We start from the raw sequence: 18,437 nt of genomic DNA, 5'->3' as shown, positions 1-18,437 counted from the left end.
GGAATAATACCCGCCAGCAGTGGCCGCATAGAAGTGGAATTTCCTCTGGCTGAGCTTAAATTACTGGAATGAAAGCCCCTATAGCAAGATCGCCGTTTATGGCTTCCATTAAATGCCAACTACTAACGAATGGCAACTACAAGACAGCGAGATTCTGAGGGAAATACACCCTGGAAAAGTTACGAGCTGACGAACAGAAAACGATATAAGGCTTGACTTGTAGGTGAGGTCGTCAGGGACACCAAAACTACATGATCGTGAATGCGGAGGTTGTATTATGAAAGTTCATATTCTTATATAGCGAGCTACTATAAAGCTATCAGTGTGGCCGCTGACTCATAAGAGAGTAGTGTTGGAGCCGGTAGTTTGAAACTATCGGCTACCCGATTTAGGCTGGCTGTATCTTTGTATTGCGCGGATTAGAATTTGGGTCTGTGTTTTTCGATGATTTGCGCATCTACCCAATAGATATCGCCCTCAGGATCGACACCGTCTTTTCCCTTAATGGGGTTGTGATTGAAGAACAGATACTTACCGTCTGGTGACACATACGCGCTGGCCTCATTACCGGCGGTGTTTATGGTATCTCCTAGGTTTATTGCCTTACCCCAGGAACCATCTTGTTGGCGGAAACTGATGTAGAGATCTTTGTCACCGTAACCGTCGTCTTTTTCGCTGTCCCAGATGAGGTAAGAGCCATCGGCGGCAATGAAGGGATGGGCTGTCCACTTACCAGAGTTGATATGCGGCCCCAATAATACAGGTGGTTGCCGCTTGCCGTTGCTAACGGTTGATATACGTAGCACGTCATTGCTCTTGTAGTCGTCAAACACTATGGTGCCATCAGCTGATGATGTCAGACGCATGATGCCCCAATCTTTGCGGTCGAACATCGTCCCCATACTTTTAATATCTGACCAGCCTGATTCGGTACGCACCATGTACTTCTTCCCCAAGTGCATGGTTTTGCCATCTGGGGCAAGTAGAGGGCGGCCGACCCTTGGGCCAACAACGGATTCGTGCCACTGGTTACCTATCTGCTTGAAACGAATGAGCAACCACTTTTCAGTGTCGACATCCATTCGGCTAAAGTAAAACTCGGTCATATCTGGTGTGAAAGAGCCGCTATAGTCACGATGCCGGGTTGCGACATAGCCCGGCGCGAATATTTTGGGTGTTAGTCCCGGTGGTGTTTGCCCAAGGTAGGGGCCTTCCAGCAGGGGAAGTGCTTCTTGGCTACAACCGTGGCTACTCACCGCAAGAAGAGAGATCAGGAGTATGATAGAACTACAAAAATGCTTCACAGTTTGTCCTTGTTTTTACATCAACGAATAAATGAACTGCGGGCAATTTAATCAGTTCGACATGAAAACACCTGAAGTACTTATGACTTTTAAATGATTTTGAGCTGGCGGCACCAAACTTTTAAACAGAAAGTGCACAAAAACCGACACACTTGGCAAAAGTAAAGACCGGCAGCTGGCCACTGTAGGCTGGTCAACTTTCAAATATCTAGGGCAGGAAGATCATGGGAATCCGTACCAACCAGCTGTCCTTGAAAGAAGGATACTAGATGGAAGCGCTTACTGGACTGAAATCTTTAGTCTGGAACGTCGCATAGTGCCTCCATCAAGGGTATAAGGTCGCCTCTCGCTGCTGTGCCGAGAGTACCCACTAAGGATGTTGCAGCGCCAGCACGAAGCTTTAAACACACCAAGCTCAACTCTGCCATATTTGATGGATGGTGTGGGTAGCCGGTAACTAGAAACTACCGGCTACTCGTTTTAGAGCGCATTTTTTAATGACAATGCCACCTTTTTAATGCCATGAGGCGGAATCCATTGTTTAAACTCAACAAAACCATACTTTTTATATAAATTAATTGCGGGCTCATTTACAGCAGCTGTTTCTACAATTGCTTCTATAAATTCAAATTCATCTAGAATGTAGCTTAGCAATTTACCTGCTATTCCTTTCCTAAAATAATCTGGGTCAACAGTTAAACTATTAATTTCTAACCGTTTATCTACTATAGCAATCTCGATAGTTGCGGCTAGACACTTATTGTCAATAAATCCATAAAACTGCGATTTAGAGTTCTTTATATCTTGCGGACTTCGCGATAGTGGAGGAAAGTCAACAATACCTATCAATTGGGCTTCGACCTTATAGGAACGTTGAAATATTGTGAAAATCTGATCTGCTATTTTTTCGTTTAAATTATCTAATTTTATTATCATGCTAAACCTAGTCTAAAAATTTGTGAGCTCTCTAACTCTTACCACAACAGCATCTAGGGAGAAGGCTGTCTTGCATTATTGGCGGAACGAACACAAAACAAGCGCTGGGATGAATGTCGGATAGCTGGTACTTGGTACACCCAGTATGAATATTACCTGAATGGGGTAAAAGCCCTCTTTAGGACGATCACCCTTCAATCGGCTCCATTAAATGCTAAGTACTGGCGAATGGCAACTAGGATTCTAACTGGATAAAATTGAGTTGGCGTGCTGCCATGATAATTAATTCAAATGAAGAGCTACTCAACACTATCGTTGGGTAGAAATTTATTAGAAATAGGGAGCCGTCTATTGCGGTTTCCTATGATGGGCGCTTTGGCGCAGTTCGCTAGAAACTACTGTCTACCCGATTTGGCGACCAGACTTTCTCCATAGAGATATATAATCTGCAATACTATAGTTTTCTAGCTCAGAGTCTTCGAGCCTGTCTGCTAGGTAAGCAAACATAACCATTAACATACCACCATTTTGTGCAAGGTCGACTTTGAAATCGTCATAACACCTTGAGTGATAATCAACCATGCAGTCACGAGAAACTATCTCATTCAATGAGCTACTGTTGTGCGAGCTTGTATTGCCAGTTATTCCTAGGTTTAATGAATTGTGTCGAATTATCGTATTATCAGTAACATTAGAATAAACACCTCTATTTAGGCAGAATATATATGAAAAAGGTGAATCACAAAGGTGGATATAAAAATTATCGTTAAAATCCGAATCTTTTATGTCATAGCAAAAAACTGAGAAAAAAGGCTCATCATAGGCAAAGTCTGGTTTTAATGGCTTTCCTAAGTGTATGTGTTCTTCTTCATCTACCCATCGATTTTTATGGATTTCAAGGACGCTTTCTTGTTTTTCTTGGCAGTTCTTATATTGCTTTTTGTCTAAAATTGATTTGACTTCAATTACACCATACACATCTTCAATTGGGATTAGATAAAGTTCGTTTGTAGGGGATATTTTGAATAGCGGACTGCTTTCTCGGAAAAGGATAATGTCACATTCTTTTGAGCAGCCCCCGCTCAAATTAATCACATAGCCTTTTGCGATACCAATATTCTTTGGTAAGAACTCTTTTAAGAAATTTAAGACAACTTCTTCTCTGGGGAAGCCTTTCTCATCTGGCCTTCCAACTAGTCGTTTGGTTCGCTCAAAATAGGATTGCATTCGGTCTGAGAGTAGTCCGAATACATCCTCGAGAGATGGTTTCCACTGGGACATATCTTGCTCTCTAACACATGTCGCACAGGCGAAGTGCATAGTGCTGGGTAGTAACCAAAGATTGCGATTGTATCACTGTTTGGTACGCCCGGTAGGGGCGTGGACTAATAGGGTGAAAGTCCCCTGTAGGGAGATCACCATTTAATGGGTTCCATTAAATGCTAACTACTGGCGAATGGCAACTGCAACACCGAGAGGTCTTGTGGAGAAGAAGCCGCCAGTAAAAAACTGTGAACTGAAGAGCAGAAACTCCTTACAACGCTTAGCTTGGAGGTGAGATGGCTAGGGGGCATCTCCAATGGGTAGATATTCATTACGGATAGGGAGCTGCCTATTGCTGACCTGCCCACCCGATGGATGATATGGGGCTGGTATCTAGAAACTATCGACCTGATTTATGAGATTCCCTCTGGATTAAAAACAAGACGAATTTTGCTAATACGACCCACTTTATAATGGAATGTTTGAGCCATTAATGTATTTCTACAATTTTTAGTGAATTTATATATGTAACATGTTGAATTCGGGTTGTGAAACTCTTCTACCATCTCATACGATACATCAACTGGAGGCGAAGCTTTCAGGGATTCTATATATTCTTTGGCCGATTTACATTTAAACAATGGCCCTTCAAAATCCAGCTTTTCATCTAGTATTAGGTCTAATGAATCAAAGTCCTTTGATTCATAGAATATTTCCATATATTTTCGAGCAAGCTCTATTTTGTTCATGTTGATTTCACATAACGAGGGTGTAGAAAAACTCAGCCCTCTTTTCGTATTGTGCTTCTACGTGAAAAATAGCCTACTCATCAGTGAAAGCTAGATCAGAATTCACGTAGAATCACGATTTATGGTTAATATTTGATCACATCTAAGGAAGCAAAGACATAAATTAGTTTTTCTACAGCCTGAACGTTTTGCTCAGCCGCCACAGAAATGGGGCCGGTTTATGTTTTCTTAGAAGGCCTTTTCTTGATATCTATCAAAGGTAGAGCTTAAGGCTTCACAACCATTGACACAATACGAAAATCAACAGTTAACCCATACCCCATCACCCAGTCTTGCCGCTCACAGATCTCTCTTGATACGACTCCAAACTATCACTGAATCTCCCGCTGTGTAAGCAGAGTATTCCTTTATGGAGGTGGGGGAGGGATTATGAGCACCGACGCCAGTGGATTGAGATTGAAATGCAAAGGCTGGCTGTTATCTTTGCGCGGGATATCGCTGCTTATGCTGTAATGAGCAATCACTATCATGTGGTGTTCTATATTGATGCTATAAAGGCCAATACTTGGTCTGATACCGAGGTCATTCCCCGCTGGCAGGAACCATTTAAAGCTTCTAACTTGGCTCAGCGCTTCATTCATGGTGCCTCGCTGGACCGTTTTGAAGAGAGCAAACTTAAAGAGTTGATTGAGCTATGGCGAAAGCGATTAATGGATATCAGCTGGTTTATGCGCTACCTAAACGAATTAATGCCCACCAAACCAACATAGAAGATCACTAGACAGACTTCTCCTGGCAGGACCATTTCAAGTCTCAGGCGTTATTGGATGAAAGAGCCTTGGCCGCCTGTATGGTCTATGTCGATCTCAATCCTATCCGAGCTGACATTGAAAAAACTCGCTGGACTCTGATCACACTTCCATTCAGCAGCGTATTCGTGCTGCCACCTCAGGTGAGCAATCCAAAGGTCTATTTGGCCAAAGTTACGTAATTTTCAAACCTAAAGTACAATTTTTCAGCACTCTACCTTGCCCTACACCAGGCTAGGAGAAATAGTCGTTAAGACAGAAGCGCTGTACTATTTCCGCTGTCATCTTTCAATAAATGGGTGTCCCAGTGTGTAGCCTGCTCAAATGGTAGGTGTCTACTCAATGGAGGAAGGCTTCCCACCGGAAGTATTGTTACGTAGTATCCAGTAGCTTGTCCTGTTATGGTTTTAACTGCCTTGAAAAGGATAGCTAATTTTCCGTGCCGGTTTCAGCTAGCTCTGTTACGTAAACAAAAGTATTCTCTAATCCAGCTTCTTTATGTTCTAAAGCCTCCTGTGCGGCAGGGTTTAAGAAAGCATTTAAAAAGGCATCACGACTGGCGTAGCGCACAATCATAATCTTTTCCCAGTCGATAGTATCTTCAGTCAAAACAATATCAACATCCATTGAATAGGTAGGGCCGCTGTTGTAAGAAAAGAGTATTAGCCCAATAGTTTCACCATAGATGCTATTAGCTTCTTCGCCGGTTAATTCGGTTTCTCGCCCGTCAGAATATTGTGCTGTTTCATAAAAGTCGATGAGGTTCATCATAAAAAATGGGGAGGGTGAGTCGCTGACAATCATATCGATCATGACATCGATATTTGTGTAAAGCGATACCGCTTCGCCGCTATCATCCAATACGCCTGTATTGAGAAGTAGTTTAATGGCTTCGTCTTCATCAAGATTATCCAGGCTTGGGTCAGAGAAGGAACCGGAAGGTTCAAACGGAAGATTCCCAGGTATTCCTAATATCCAAGTTTGATCAGTTGAAGCTCCATACAGCGTATTTATAGCGGTTGTAAAATCTTCTGAATTAATAGCTTCTAGTAGTGCATCAATGTTTGGAAATTCGGCGATACGAATCGCACTAAATTCCCGTTCAGCGAACATAGTTGCCGCTACTGTACTCGCAAAAACAGTGCCTCCACCTACGCTAGACCATACTGATTCAATCGAGCTCTCATAGTTGCTAAATCCATAGGTATCACTCACGGCGATAAGCTGCACAAGAGCCAATGTGTTCGACGTATCCTCATATTCTAATAGCGCCTGCATTGTTCCTTTGCTAAAGCGGCCCTGAGCATCGCCAAATTGTGCCAGCAACGATTCACTTGCTGTTGTGGTATCCTTGGGTGTGTCATTGCTGTCAGAACCACTATTATCGCAGCCTAGAGCCAAACACATACACGTGAGAATGAAGCACTTTATAAGTGCCTTATTAGCTGTGTTTAAAAAACTATTTTTATAGCCCCTTTCCATAAATTAACCACCCCATGAAGTATATTATGTAGTTTTACTTAATCAAGCAATTAAGATCCTTACTAAGCTTGCTAATGAAAATAGCAAGGGCTCATAACCTAAGGCAGACTGAAGGGTATCAATGGTGTTTTTTTGCGTATGGAAGGTGATGAAGAACGTTATGCGATATCGAATAATAATTGCTTTAAGGTAATAGTGGGTAGATTCCCATTTAAATCAATCAAGCTTGCACTTAATAATTTAAGATTTATTAAAATACTTAAATTTAAAAAATTTTTTATTAATAACTAGAATAGAGATTTTTTGCGTTTTGATTGATGGCCACTGAGGCAGAGCAACCAAATATTACCTGTCCCTTTTTTTACGAAACTGAGACCACAGGGAGCCACATAAACATGCATAATATTGGGTATCCTTCGGAGACCTGTATTTGTTATACATCTAAAGTTGATCGAACCCAGAAAAAATTGCACAACGCCTCCCTCTAGGATAAAGCCATCCATGAGGGGAAGGGCCGCTAGCAAAGCTACAATCTGACGAACAGAAGCATAATATAAGACACTGTTGGCAACATCCCCCAGTCTTTGGTTGCCCCATTGTGGGCTGGTATATGTCGATTATCGTGTGAATTTAGAGCAGAGGAAATATCATTTCGCCCCTCCGCCATCTTATTCTTTATTGTATTTCTCGAAAATAAATCGTTTAAAAACTTCGATCTGCTTAGCTTTGTATTGAGATTGACGATATACAAGGCTGAGTTTCTTAGGTGGTAACTTGTTGTTTTGGAAAAGAGGTATTACCAGTCCCGATTCAATTAGCTTAATAATACTCTGATGCAACTGGAACCCAATACAGATATTCTTTAGTGCCATGGTTTGAATGGCGTGAACATCATTTATTCTATGGTGAGCATACGTCTGATTATTAAACTTGTTGTTCTTTAACCACTTTCTTACTTCTGGTGAAAGGTCCTCGAGAGGTGGCATGGCAACGCGATGGGAAGTAAGTTCAGAGATTTGAGTAGGTGTACCATGGGTCGCGAGATATTCTGTCGTTGCAAAAAATGTGGGTCGAACCTCACATAGCTCGCGGGAGATTAAACGTGTACTGTCCGCAATCTCACCAATTCTAAAAGCAAAATCAAGATCAGAATCACTAAAGTTAATAATGGATTCGGAATACTCCAGCCGATATCTAACATTTGGATAACGCTCAGAAAACTCACTTAACCAAGAAGACAAGCTTGAGTCAACCAAAGACCGGGATAACGTTATTTTGAGGTCCCCTTCGACGCGCTCGTTATCATACTGAATGCGCCTTTCTGATTCGCTGATTTGCCTTAGTATTGCAGCACTGCTTTTGTAAAAGCTTGCGCCATGCTCTGTAAGTACCATTTGCTTATTGGAGCGATCAAATAGCTGCACGCCAAGATCATACTCCAAGTTTGTAATCTGCTTACTAAGCGCTGATGGCGTCTTGTTTAGACTGTCAGCGGCAAGCCGAATACTGCCAGAATCAACAACAGCCACAAAAGACTCATACTGGGTAAACTTCGACATATCACTTTCCAAAATGGAAACTCCGATCGTATTATAGGTCACTTTTTGTCATTCAAAAAGAACAATATAGTGGACTCGTAAATAACGAACCCGGAGTAAATAATGATTTTATTAGCGGAAGTCGCGATCACGGTTAAACGTCCGATTAACACGTTCTTTGAGTACGTCACCAACATGGAAAATTACGGAGAATGGTTCCCAGGGGTAACCTCTATTGCCTCTCACAACGAACTTCCCCATGGCATGACCGGCAAAACATATCAAGAAGTGATCGTCATGCCTGAAGGAGAAGCAACCCTTGTTATAGAAGTTAAGAAAAGCCGATTGAATCAAGATTTCTACACTGAGGGTGATCTTCTCCCTCTATTACCCGCCATGCTAATGGAGTTTAATGCTGAAACACCGAAGTCAACCAGGTTCAACCTGAAGTACTTTTCTCGAAGTGACATTCTCGATTTCAACTCTGATGTAATAAAAGAGATGAAATTAAATTTGGGTGGGCGAATTTCAATTGCAGTCGATAATTTACAGCGGCGCTTTAGTTAGTCTGACTTGATCCAATAATTGTTCCTTAACTAAGTGGCGCCGATGCGAAGTGATGAAATAAAGAAATCCTCTCTCTATGGCGGGAGCGCCTAACGGATATCAGCTGGTTTATGCGATATTTAAATGAATCTGTCGCTCGCCAAGCTAATGCTGAAGACACTTGTACAGGTTGATTTCGGGAAGGCCGTTTACTGGATGAAAGAGCCCAGGCTGCTTCTATGGCTTATGTAGACCTCCTCGATCCGTGTCAATATCGCCAAGACACCTGAGAATCTGATTATACTTCAATTCAACATCGTATCCGTGCGGCAGCCTCAAATGAGCGGCCCCAAAATCTACTCCCGGTTGTCGGCACTGAACATTTGAATATGCCGAAATGGCTACCTTTTCAGCTGGATCACTACTTGGAGCTAGTGGACTGGAGTAGCCGACATTTAGACATCGGAAAACGAGGTTATATTGCACAAAAACGCCCCCTATCCTAGATCGGCTTGGCATTTCGCCCAGGCATTGACTCTATCTCAATCTGAACTTTGAAAGCCGCTTTTAAAGCCTGCTGTGATCAGAAGAGGCTGTACGGCAAGCCTGTATTCAGTTCAATAAACGCTGGGTGCATGGCATAGGCGACTGCCAATGCTTCCTTTTGGTGACACGCCACTATTTCCTCCGGCTTTTCGATGCTATTCCTTTCGAGTTGGCTAATTCACGCAATTTTCCAACCTAAAGTATATTTTTTCAGCATTTCACTTCGTCCGATCGAGACCAGGTGAAATGGCCATTAAGGAGGAAAGTCTGTACTATTTCCGCTGTCATCTTACAATCTGTGGGTGTCCTGGAGTGAACCCTCAATCAGAAACGATTCTTCGTTTTTTTCAACCTTCTGATTGGTATTTCAATGGCTACGGCTGGCGTTAACTGGTGTTCTTGGATTTAAATAGGATTATTTTTCTGCCTGGGGTTCGGAAAGGTAATCGCTTAGCCGCAAGTTCTGGCTATAGTATCCAATTTGGGGGAGCGCTAATCTTTTGTCCAGCCATCGACAATCATTAATAATCTCCCCGGTCTCGACTGATTTATAAAGAGCATGTTATGTCCAGAAAAATATTATCCTTAAAGGTAAAGAAAAATACGGAGCCTAAGAAGGCTGATAAAAAGCAAGAGGATACTTCTAATCCAAAGAAACGCTTCTTAAATGGAGTAGCTATTAATCCATCTGAGCCTATTCGCCTTGAGTCTGGTTCTCAGCAACTTACGGTAAGGGCGATGGATTTGATTACGCCAATTGGTAAGGGGCAGCGTGGCTTGATTGTGGCTCCACCAGGTTGTGGTAAAACCACTATTCTGAAACATATCTGCCAAGCAGTGGGGGAGGCTTACCCTGAAATAAAGCTGTACGCTTTGCTTATTGATGAAAGGCCAGAGGAGGTTACTGACTTTAAGCGAAGTGTACCGGCCGAAGTTTATGCGTCCTCTTCTGATCATAGCTATGAAGAGCATGTGAGAGTAGCTAATGAACTCCATGATAGGGCCTGTAAGGAAGCCGGTGAAGGCCAGGATGTGATGATCGTGGTTGACTCTTTGACAAGGCTTTCACGGGTACATAATGCGCGGCAGAGTGGTAGGGGACGTACAATGTCTGGCGGGATAGATGCCAGGGCTATGGAGACACCCAGAAAGCTGTTTGGCGCTGCGAGGAAGATTGAAGGTGGTGGCTCACTTACGATTCTGGCAACGATACTCGTGGATACTGGAAGCCGAATGGACCAGGTGATATTTGAGGAGTTTAAGGGCACGGGAAATATGGAGGTAGTATTGTCAAAGGAAGTTGCGAGACAGCGAATTTTCCCTGCCTTGGATATTTCCAAAAGCAGTACTCGCCGTGAAGAAATCCTGTTCAACTCGAAAGATATTGCAACGATAAGAGCTTTACGAAGAACGCTTGTTAGCCTAAAGCCTGTAGATGGCACTAAAAAGCTTATTGAACTCCTTGAAAAGTACCCGACTAATGCAGAGTTACTTGACCATTAATTTTTAGTTAAGTTTAAGGGTAGTATTTAGCCACTTAGCATTTTTGGAGTTAGTTACTTAGCGACCGAGTCCTTACTAGGGCAGCCGTTATTTAGTCGAGGGCTTTACGCTTCAATTCTCTGGTGTGTTTTTACAAGATATTGCTCAATGAGGGGCTTAGTGGAAATTTGGCCTTAATATGCTGAAAGGGTCGCTCTTTCAGCTGGATCACTATTTGGCGTTAGTAGACTGGAGTGGCCGGCATTTAGGCCCCAAAAAGCACGGTGTCATTTCTCAAAAGGCATCCTTTATCCTTGAGCGGCTGGGCATCTCGGCAAAACACTGGCTCTATCTCGGTTGGCACTTTGAAAGCCGCTTTAAAGGTTTGGTGGGATCAGTGGAGACTGTAAAGCAAGCTTGCATCCAACTCGATAAACGCTGGGTACACGGAATAGGGATTGCCGGCGTTTCCTCTCAGCCACACTCTGCTAATCTACTCCTACCCCAAATACTCTATTACACGATTACCACTCTTTTATCCAAAATAGCATTTCCAAAAATCTGCATATCAATTCTCAGAACTTAATCTATCTTACCTATGAATCAAAGGGTAAGAGCCCCCAGAAAGAGAGCTTGCTCTACAGTTCACAACATCCTCCAGCCTTTGGGTGTCCTAATGTGTGTGTGCACTAATTTTTGCAATAGGATAATAAACAACACCCGCAGCAACCAATAAGGTTACTAAACCGGGTGCTTTCATCTAAATTTATGCATCTTCTGAAGATTCACGTATACGCTCTTTTCGTTCCAGTTCCTCTTGCATCACCGCTTTGATTTCTTCCAGCACGGCGTCGACATCAGCGCTGTCATCATCATCATCAAACTTGCCGCTGAGCGTTGAGCTAGTCGTTAAGTTACCCTCTTCAAACAGTGCCCACATTTCCTTGGCGTATTGAGTCTGTAATAAAGAGGGGGCAAATCTGCCATAGTAACGACGCATATTGTCGACGTCGCGAGTGAACATTTCGTGTGCGCTGTTATTGGCAGCGGCATTAACAGCTTGGGGTAAATCGATAATCACAGGGCCGGAATCATCCACTAGGACGTTAAATTCGGACAAATCACCATGTACAATTCCCTCGTGAAGCATGAGCATGATGTAATGAATCATTAATGCATGATCTTGAATTGCTTGCTCTTCTGACATTGTCACATCGCCAAGCCGTGGTGCGACATTGCCTGCTTCGTCAGTGATTAACTCCATCAATAATACACCGTCAACACAACCAAAAGTCTTGGGAACTCGTACATGAGCGCGTGCTAAACGGGATAAAGCATCAACTTCGGCATTTTGCCAAATCTCTTCCTGCTGTTGGCGGCCATAATTTGACCGTTTTTGCATGGCACGTGCTTGACGACCACTGCGAACTTTACGCCCTTCTTGATACTGTGCGGCCTTTTTAAAACTACGCTTAGTTGCGTCTTTATAGACTTTGGCGCAACGAATTTCGTCACGACAACGGACAATAAATATATCGGCTTCTTTGCCGCTCATTAGGCGGCTGATAACTTCATCGATTAAGCCATCATCGATGAGAGGCTGTAGACGTTTGGGAGTTTTCACTAGATACCAGCTTCGAGTGTACGGCAATTAATCATATATGCTATTGACATATTTCTATGTGTATTTGAGGCAAGAAATCTAATCCTGCTTATGGATAAAGAGCGATTATGGGGCCCTATAATGCCCGCGTAAAGGATGGGGGCAATAAGAATAGCACTTGACATGTGAAATCCCCCAGTAGGCAGACCACCGTTTAATGACCCCTAACTACCAGCAAATAGCAATACTATAAGGTTTTGTGGGGAGGAAGCCGCGAGCAAAACTATGAGTTGGCGAACAGAAACATCCTATGTGGCTTAGTCTGGAGGCCAAGGGTGCCGAAGCCACGTGATCTAATGGATAGGGTTAATGATGCAGATGATTTGTGAAATTTTATACTCTTATCTTGGGGAATCTGTGTAATTTGTTTCAGTGATTCTGCCAGCGTGGCTACTGGCTGGTAAGTAGGTCCAACTGGTTAGCATTCATGACCCGCATGATGGGTGGTGTGGGGGCCGGTAGCTAAAAACTACCGGCTACCCGATTTAGCTATTTACTTCGTGTCCACCCTTTGTTTTTAAAGCACTCAATCGACTCTTTTTCTAGTGCTTGATATTCACTCCAATACTCTGGCTCTGCTTGACTTCCGCTTCTTATTCGCGCTAATGAATCTTCTACCACCTTGGAAATAACTTTACTTCGATCAGTATATAAGGTCCCATCCATTGTAATTCCTTTACTATATGCCTTAACTCCACAGGAATCTCTATCCGACGAGACAATCGGACTGTTCCCATCAAGCTTTCCGTATTCAGGATGTTCCCAATATGTTTTTTGAGTCGCGCATGAGATTAAAGTTAAGCCAGATATTGTTGCAAATAAATATTTCATCTCGTTGATTTCTTGTCCTTGTTGATAACTAATGCCAAGCTTTTCGGACGCCGAAGCAACCCGTAGGTTTTCCGTAAGAGCTTTTTGTTATTATTTTACTTTGATTAATTAACATACTCCAACCATTCATTACAAAATATACTTTCAACGGCCATTTCTAACTGAAATATCTGGGGGTCAATCAGGTCGCCTCTAAATGTTGCACCTTTATCAATCCACGCTGAGTACTCAATATATGGATAGTGGCCTATACAGTACAAGGCGTACGACAACTCTTTGCTCAAACTGCTTGAACTTTTTAGGTTTTGAAATAGTGAATGCAAGTCAGACAGCAGTTGTTCTATATATTCTTTTCCTGGATCTTCACCCATTCTGGCCAATACCGGCAACCCTTTTTCACCTAATCCCGCGTTTATAATTCTTCCTTTAATCTCTTTCATATTTGGAAGTCATAACGTCCCAAGCACTAGCCGGAAAGTAGTTGGTTGATTTTATGCTATTAAAGTACAAAATAAAGCAGTGCACAGGAGGTCCAGTGCATTGCTTTGTCAGTTTTTTGAATCGCAAAATGATAGCTTGTCACGTAAAACCAAATCAATAATCCCATTAGGATCTGAAGAAAGCTCGACGATTGATTGTTTGTTATCGCCGATTGGTATTCGATGACACGGATTAGACTGTATTTGATCGTTTTTCTGATAAAGAAAATACAGTTGAACTGAACCCAATTCAACAGGTATCCATGAGTCATTAAATGTAAATCGATCCCCTGTTTCAAAAGTACCCTTGATTGAATTCAATACCAAAAAAGTTGATTCGATACCTCGATTCAGATCTTGCAATCTCTCCCACGCTGGAGAGTCACGCCACTCAATAGGCTTTGCGTTATATGAGCTAATTTCATGTGTCAGATCTGCGTACGCGATGCGGCCTGAGATTTTCTTGGCAATAACAATGTCAGTGGCATTATTCAAATCAAAGCTTAAATCCTTATGATCATATTCAAACGAAATGGCTCGCTGAGAATAAAGGATGATTAATAAGGTTAGATATATAACTTTCATTGATTGAAGCCTGATGAAAACTAACGCCTTGCTCAGTTGCCGCCGGAACGGAGCCGCTTTGTGCTAGCGTAAGCGTACAGTACAAAGCGAGCGGAATGTAGGCGGTCAGATGCAGAAATTTGTTAAATCTTGGTTAGTTTACTTGGTTCTATATACGGGCCGAGGGTTGGGTCCAATGAATAATAGAAGTCTATTGTCTCCTTCAATAACTAAGTATTCACCTTGCAGGCATCCCGAAATTGAACCCTTAGGAATAGAGAGTTCATAGCCTTTAGGGTGATCAGTAAGGACGAACACTTCTGTGTTCTGACCTTTCTGACAGCTTAGTGAAATATAGCGATCTAATTGATTGGTTACAATCTTTGCGTTGATAATTTTTGCCGGATTCTCAATGCCTACCGCGTCAGAAATGGAACTGAATAGATAGAATAGTAGGAATATATTAGATTTCATGGTGCTTAGATTTAACGCCTTACAGCAGAGGTCGGCGCGTATCGACGGCCCTGCTGACTGCGTCTGTTATATTTCGTTTTTCTTGAGCTGGTTTTCAAGGCTCTTTAAATCACCCAGTACCCATACATCAGAGATTCGATCACCTTCAAAGGTAAACAAGGCGCACCCATTCCAAGTTACGCGTTTATGTGATGGTAAAAAGCCCATAAACTCATCTCTATGAAATCCGGTAAAGGACATCTTCGCAAAAACCTTGTCCCCTTCTTCTACGAGATCTTCAATAATGCATTTGTAATCACCCAGTGCTTTGTGAACCATATCGACATATTCAGCGAAACCTTTGTGACCTCGCTTTTCCTGCCCCAATGATCCTCTGAAGGAGAAGCTCTCATGCAGGATCGATGGCATTGCTTTCTTATCGTGTGCATCCCAAAGAACCTCATAAAATCTTCGAACTTGATCTTTATGCACCAGTCATCCTCAGAAGCATAACACCTCAATAACTCGTAGCTGAAACATAGCGAAGCGACGTGTAAGCTATCGGGCGCCAAAGACGTGTAGTTAATTGTCCTGGTACGCCCAGCATGGACGTGAACTAATGGGGTGAAAGTCCCCTGTAGGACGATCACCATTTGATGGACTCCATTAAATGCTAACTACTAACGAATGGCAACTGCAGTATCGCGAGGTCTTGTGGGGAGGAAGTCGCTAGCAAAACTACTAGCTGACGGACAGAAACATCCTATAAGGCTTAGCCTGAAAGTGAGGCGGCCAAGGACACCGAAGCCGGGTGATCTAACGGGTAAAGTAAATGACGCAGTTGTGTAGTGAAAGTTCACCTTCTTATCTGGGGGGACCTGTTTAGCTTGCTGCTATGAAGCTGTTAACGTGGCCGCTGACTCATAAGTAGGCCCAACCCACTAGCCACCATCGAGGGGTAGACAAGAGTGGTGGGACACAGCAGCGCCTCGGTCAGTAATGATCAAGGTGATTAAACAGAAGTCAGCCGACGGCGTAGTAGCCAAATGCCAAGATTAATACCTTGGACAGGGAGTAGGCCTGAACCCAAAATCCACGAGTTAAAAGACAGGGCTAGCCTACCGATTTGTTTCCAGTCGGATAAGTTGAGGTAGCGCGCTGCCGTGACACTTAACTCAAATGAAGAGCTGCTCGACGCCAAGGTTGGGTAGAGATTCATTACGAATAGGGAACCGCCCATTGCGGACCCGCACGATGGGTGGTGTGGGGGCCGGTAGCTAGAAACTACCGGCTACCCGATTTAGTTTTTTACTGCACCATTTTCTGTTAAGTATTTTATGACCTCAGTATTTTTTCCGTAATAGGCCCACTTAAGAGGAGTTTCACGTCCACGGCATTCTGCATTTACATGAGCCCCGGAATCAATCATAAATTCAATCATTTGAACTGTACCATCTTGTGCTAAATAGTGCAGAGATGTACATTTGTCTTTAGCGAGATAGTTAATGTCTACTCCTTGCGCAACAAAATATTTGACTACCTCAATCTCTTCCGTAATGGCACCTCCAAGTATTGCATTATCAATAGCTTTTTGAGGAGCCTTATTACTTTCAATAATTGCTTTTATCGCGTTCAAATGTCCTATTCGAGCAGCAACATATAAAGCTTCTTTGTATTCGGAAGAATCAAATTTAGGACCTTTATCAATAATCAATTTCACGAAGTCATAGTTATCTTTATATATGGACCTAAAAAGTGCCCCCGATTTAATCTTTCCCCCATTATTAATGAGTAGAATAACTGTCCTGGAGAAACCTTTTTCTAAAGCTTTATCAATAAGGGTGCTTGACTCATTAGTTTGTAATTGAATATTTTTATTTAATTTTAAAAGTCTAGTTACCAAGCCAAAGTTGTTGCTTTTAGCCGCATGAATTATTAGCTCTTTGTAATCTTTATCAGAGATATCATCAAAAAAGCCAGCGCTTTCGAAAACGAAAGCCCCATCTTCATCAAGATTTCTAGTTGATTTTTTAAGCCCGTCTATATCGTATGTAAGTTTTCTAGCTTTGATTTCTTCAAGGGCTATCTGTTTTTCATTAACTTCAGAGCAACCAGTAATTATTGTAACGAAAATGAATATCATAATTTTCTTGTGTGGCATTGAAATATCCTAAAAAAATAACGCCGCAAGCAACGGCCGTAATGTAGCAGCGAAGCTGCGAATTGGAGATCCAGCCCACGCAGTGGGCGATGTTGCCTTGCATTGGTACGCCCAGTATGGGCGTGAACTAATGGGGTAAAAGTCTTCTGTAGAGAGATCACCATTTAATGGACTCCATTAAATGCTAACTACTAGCGAATGGCAACTGCAATACCGCGAGGTCTTGTGGGGAGGAAGCCGCTAGCAAAACTACGAGCTGACGGACAGAAACATCATATAAGACTTAGCCTGGAGGCGAGGTGGCCAAGGACACCGAAGCCATGTGATCTAACGGGTAGAGTAAATGATGCAGTTGTGTAGTGAAAGTTCACGTTCTTATCTGGGGAGATCTGTTTAACTTGCCGCTGTGAAGCTGTCAGCGTGGCCGCTGACTCATAAATAGACCCAGCCCGCTAGCCACCATCGCGGGGATAGAAAAAAATGGTGGAACACAGCAGGGCTCCGCTCAGTAATGAGTAGGGTGATTAAACAGAAGTCAGCAGAAGGCATCGTAGCCAAATGCCAAGATTAATACCTTGGACAGGGTGAAGGCCTGAACCTAAATCCACGAGTTGAAAGACAGGGCTAGCCTACTGATATGTTTCCAGTCGGTTAAAGTTGATGTAGCGCACTGCCATGACACTCAACTCAAATGAAGATCTGCTCGACACTATCGTTGGGTAGAGATTCATTATGGATAGGAACCGCCCATTGCGAACCCGCACGATGGGTGGTGTGGGGGCCGGTAGCTAAAACTACCGGTTACCCGATTTAAGTGCAGGACTATCTACCTGCACCACAGTTAATTTAAGCCCTTTGATACCTAAGCCATCAAATTTTTTACGATGCTCTGGATACCAAATTGACACATTCGTTGTTTCAGCAGCCGACACAATTCTGGGCTTTTGCCAATAGCTATAACTTTCTCGCCCTGCTAAATATGCGTTGTTAGAGTTTACTAGCCCAGAACAGTTTGGGGTGCCTATTTTAAATGTGGCACTATCTGAGAGCGGTGCTGATAAAGTGATGCTCTCGGCCGGGACTGTTTCCCAGACCTCTGCAAGCCCCATTTCTCCGGCGTGGCACAGATAATCTACTACGTTGCACTGGATGGTTGTTTTTGCCTCATGCTCACCTAGCTCGCTGGTAAAAACCATTTTTGCCTCGAAGTACTTCGTTTTTTCAACTAACGAAGTAAATGGCTTTTCTACGGCACAACTTGTAAAAAGAATTGGTTCAATACAACCAGTAAGTGCAATCGATGCAATTGTAAGTATGAGTAGCTTCATTTCCTTTGTACACTTAACGCCTAAAGCAACGGCGAGCGTAGCGAGTCCAGGCCCGCAAGGCCGATGTTGGCTTTACTTGGTACGCCCAGCATGGGCGTGAACTAATGGGGTGAAAGTCCCCTGCAGGAAGATCACGGTTTAATGGATTTCATTAAATGCTAACTACTAGCGAATGGCAACTGCAATACCGCGAGGTCTTGTGGGGAGGACGCCGCTAGCAAAACTACGAGCGGACGGACAGAAACATCTTATAAGGCTTAGCCTGGAGGCGAGGTGGCCAAGGGCACCGAAGCCATCTGATCT

General features: G+C 43.0%; 17 protein-coding genes. 4 read left to right on the top strand and 13 right to left on the bottom strand.

The genetic code is table 11. The features are described 5' to 3' along the window. Positions 1-419: 419 nt before the first annotated feature. From ACJJIL_RS16255 to ACJJIL_RS16240, 4 genes are all read right to left on the bottom strand, one after another. Positions 420-1,304, bottom strand: coding sequence for a TolB-like translocation protein (locus ACJJIL_RS16255; RefSeq protein WP_444906113.1), 885 nt, complete (start codon positions 1,302-1,304; stop codon positions 420-422). A gap of 480 nt (positions 1,305-1,784) precedes the next feature. Further along, positions 1,785-2,240, bottom strand: a complete 456-nt coding sequence (locus ACJJIL_RS16250) for a GNAT family N-acetyltransferase (RefSeq protein WP_445360216.1) — start codon at positions 2,238-2,240, stop codon at positions 1,785-1,787. A 402-nt stretch (positions 2,241-2,642) separates the two neighbouring features. Then, a complete protein-coding gene (locus ACJJIL_RS16245) occupies positions 2,643-3,521 on the bottom strand; it encodes a DUF6602 domain-containing protein (protein ID WP_445360215.1) in 879 nt (292 codons plus the stop codon). A gap of 395 nt (positions 3,522-3,916) precedes the next feature. Further along, a complete protein-coding gene (locus tag ACJJIL_RS16240) occupies positions 3,917-4,252 on the bottom strand; it encodes a hypothetical protein (protein ID WP_445360214.1) in 336 nt (111 codons plus the stop codon). A gap of 461 nt (positions 4,253-4,713) precedes the next feature. Between ACJJIL_RS16240 and ACJJIL_RS16235 the strand changes: the two genes are divergently transcribed. Further along, positions 4,714-5,022 carry a hypothetical protein gene (locus ACJJIL_RS16235; RefSeq protein WP_445360213.1) on the top strand — a complete coding sequence of 103 codons (309 nt, stop codon included), beginning with the start codon at positions 4,714-4,716 and terminating at the stop codon, positions 5,020-5,022. A 468-nt stretch (positions 5,023-5,490) separates the two neighbouring features. Here the strand turns inward: ACJJIL_RS16235 and ACJJIL_RS16230 are convergent, their stop codons facing one another. After that, a complete protein-coding gene (locus tag ACJJIL_RS16230) occupies positions 5,491-6,543 on the bottom strand; it encodes a hypothetical protein (RefSeq protein WP_445360212.1) in 1,053 nt (350 codons plus the stop codon). A 668-nt stretch (positions 6,544-7,211) separates the two neighbouring features. Next, entirely contained in the window at positions 7,212-8,102 is an 891-nt protein-coding gene (locus tag ACJJIL_RS16225; protein WP_413664753.1) for a LysR family transcriptional regulator, read from the bottom strand. A gap of 102 nt (positions 8,103-8,204) precedes the next feature. Here ACJJIL_RS16225 and ACJJIL_RS16220 point away from each other — a divergent pair, with 102 nt between their 5' ends. The 3 genes from ACJJIL_RS16220 (at position 8,205) to ACJJIL_RS16210 (ending at position 11,241) form a co-directional block, all read left to right on the top strand. Then, positions 8,205-8,648 carry an SRPBCC family protein gene (locus ACJJIL_RS16220; RefSeq protein ID WP_445360211.1) on the top strand — a complete coding sequence of 148 codons (444 nt, stop codon included), beginning with the start codon at positions 8,205-8,207 and terminating at the stop codon, positions 8,646-8,648. A gap of 1,089 nt (positions 8,649-9,737) precedes the next feature. Then, positions 9,738-10,676, top strand: coding sequence for a transcription termination factor Rho (gene rho / locus ACJJIL_RS16215; protein WP_445360210.1), 939 nt, complete (start codon positions 9,738-9,740; stop codon positions 10,674-10,676). Positions 10,677-10,854: 178 nt separating this feature from the next. Next, positions 10,855-11,241: a hypothetical protein gene (locus tag ACJJIL_RS16210; RefSeq protein WP_445360209.1), complete on the top strand. Its 387-nt coding sequence runs from the start codon at positions 10,855-10,857 to the stop codon at positions 11,239-11,241. A gap of 180 nt (positions 11,242-11,421) precedes the next feature. On the opposite strand, the gene ACJJIL_RS16205 is transcribed toward ACJJIL_RS16210, so the two are convergent. From ACJJIL_RS16205 to ACJJIL_RS16175, 7 genes are all read right to left on the bottom strand, one after another. Then, on the bottom strand, positions 11,422-12,279 hold the full coding sequence (locus tag ACJJIL_RS16205) for a PA4780 family RIO1-like protein kinase (RefSeq protein WP_445360208.1): 858 nt from the start codon (positions 12,277-12,279) through the stop codon (positions 11,422-11,424). A gap of 528 nt (positions 12,280-12,807) precedes the next feature. Beyond that, positions 12,808-13,149, bottom strand: a complete 342-nt coding sequence (locus tag ACJJIL_RS16200) for a hypothetical protein (protein WP_445360207.1) — start codon at positions 13,147-13,149, stop codon at positions 12,808-12,810. A gap of 104 nt (positions 13,150-13,253) precedes the next feature. After that, positions 13,254-13,589 carry a hypothetical protein gene (locus tag ACJJIL_RS16195; protein WP_444916355.1) on the bottom strand — a complete coding sequence of 112 codons (336 nt, stop codon included), beginning with the start codon at positions 13,587-13,589 and terminating at the stop codon, positions 13,254-13,256. 108 nt (positions 13,590-13,697) lie between these two features. Further along, entirely contained in the window at positions 13,698-14,213 is a 516-nt protein-coding gene (locus ACJJIL_RS16190; RefSeq protein ID WP_445360206.1) for a hypothetical protein, read from the bottom strand. A 519-nt stretch (positions 14,214-14,732) separates the two neighbouring features. After that, entirely contained in the window at positions 14,733-15,137 is a 405-nt protein-coding gene (locus ACJJIL_RS16185) for an ester cyclase (RefSeq protein ID WP_445360205.1), read from the bottom strand. Between the two features lie 808 nt (positions 15,138-15,945). Then, positions 15,946-16,806, bottom strand: a complete 861-nt coding sequence (locus tag ACJJIL_RS16180; RefSeq protein WP_445360204.1) for an ankyrin repeat domain-containing protein — start codon at positions 16,804-16,806, stop codon at positions 15,946-15,948. Between the two features lie 794 nt (positions 16,807-17,600). Next, positions 17,601-18,134, bottom strand: coding sequence for a hypothetical protein (locus tag ACJJIL_RS16175; RefSeq protein ID WP_445360203.1), 534 nt, complete (start codon positions 18,132-18,134; stop codon positions 17,601-17,603). Positions 18,135-18,437 lie beyond the last annotated feature (303 nt).

It is taken from the genome of Microbulbifer maximicatervae (SeqCode) (assembly GCF_052468095.1).
This window is presented reverse-complemented; position numbering and strand designations above follow the sequence as displayed.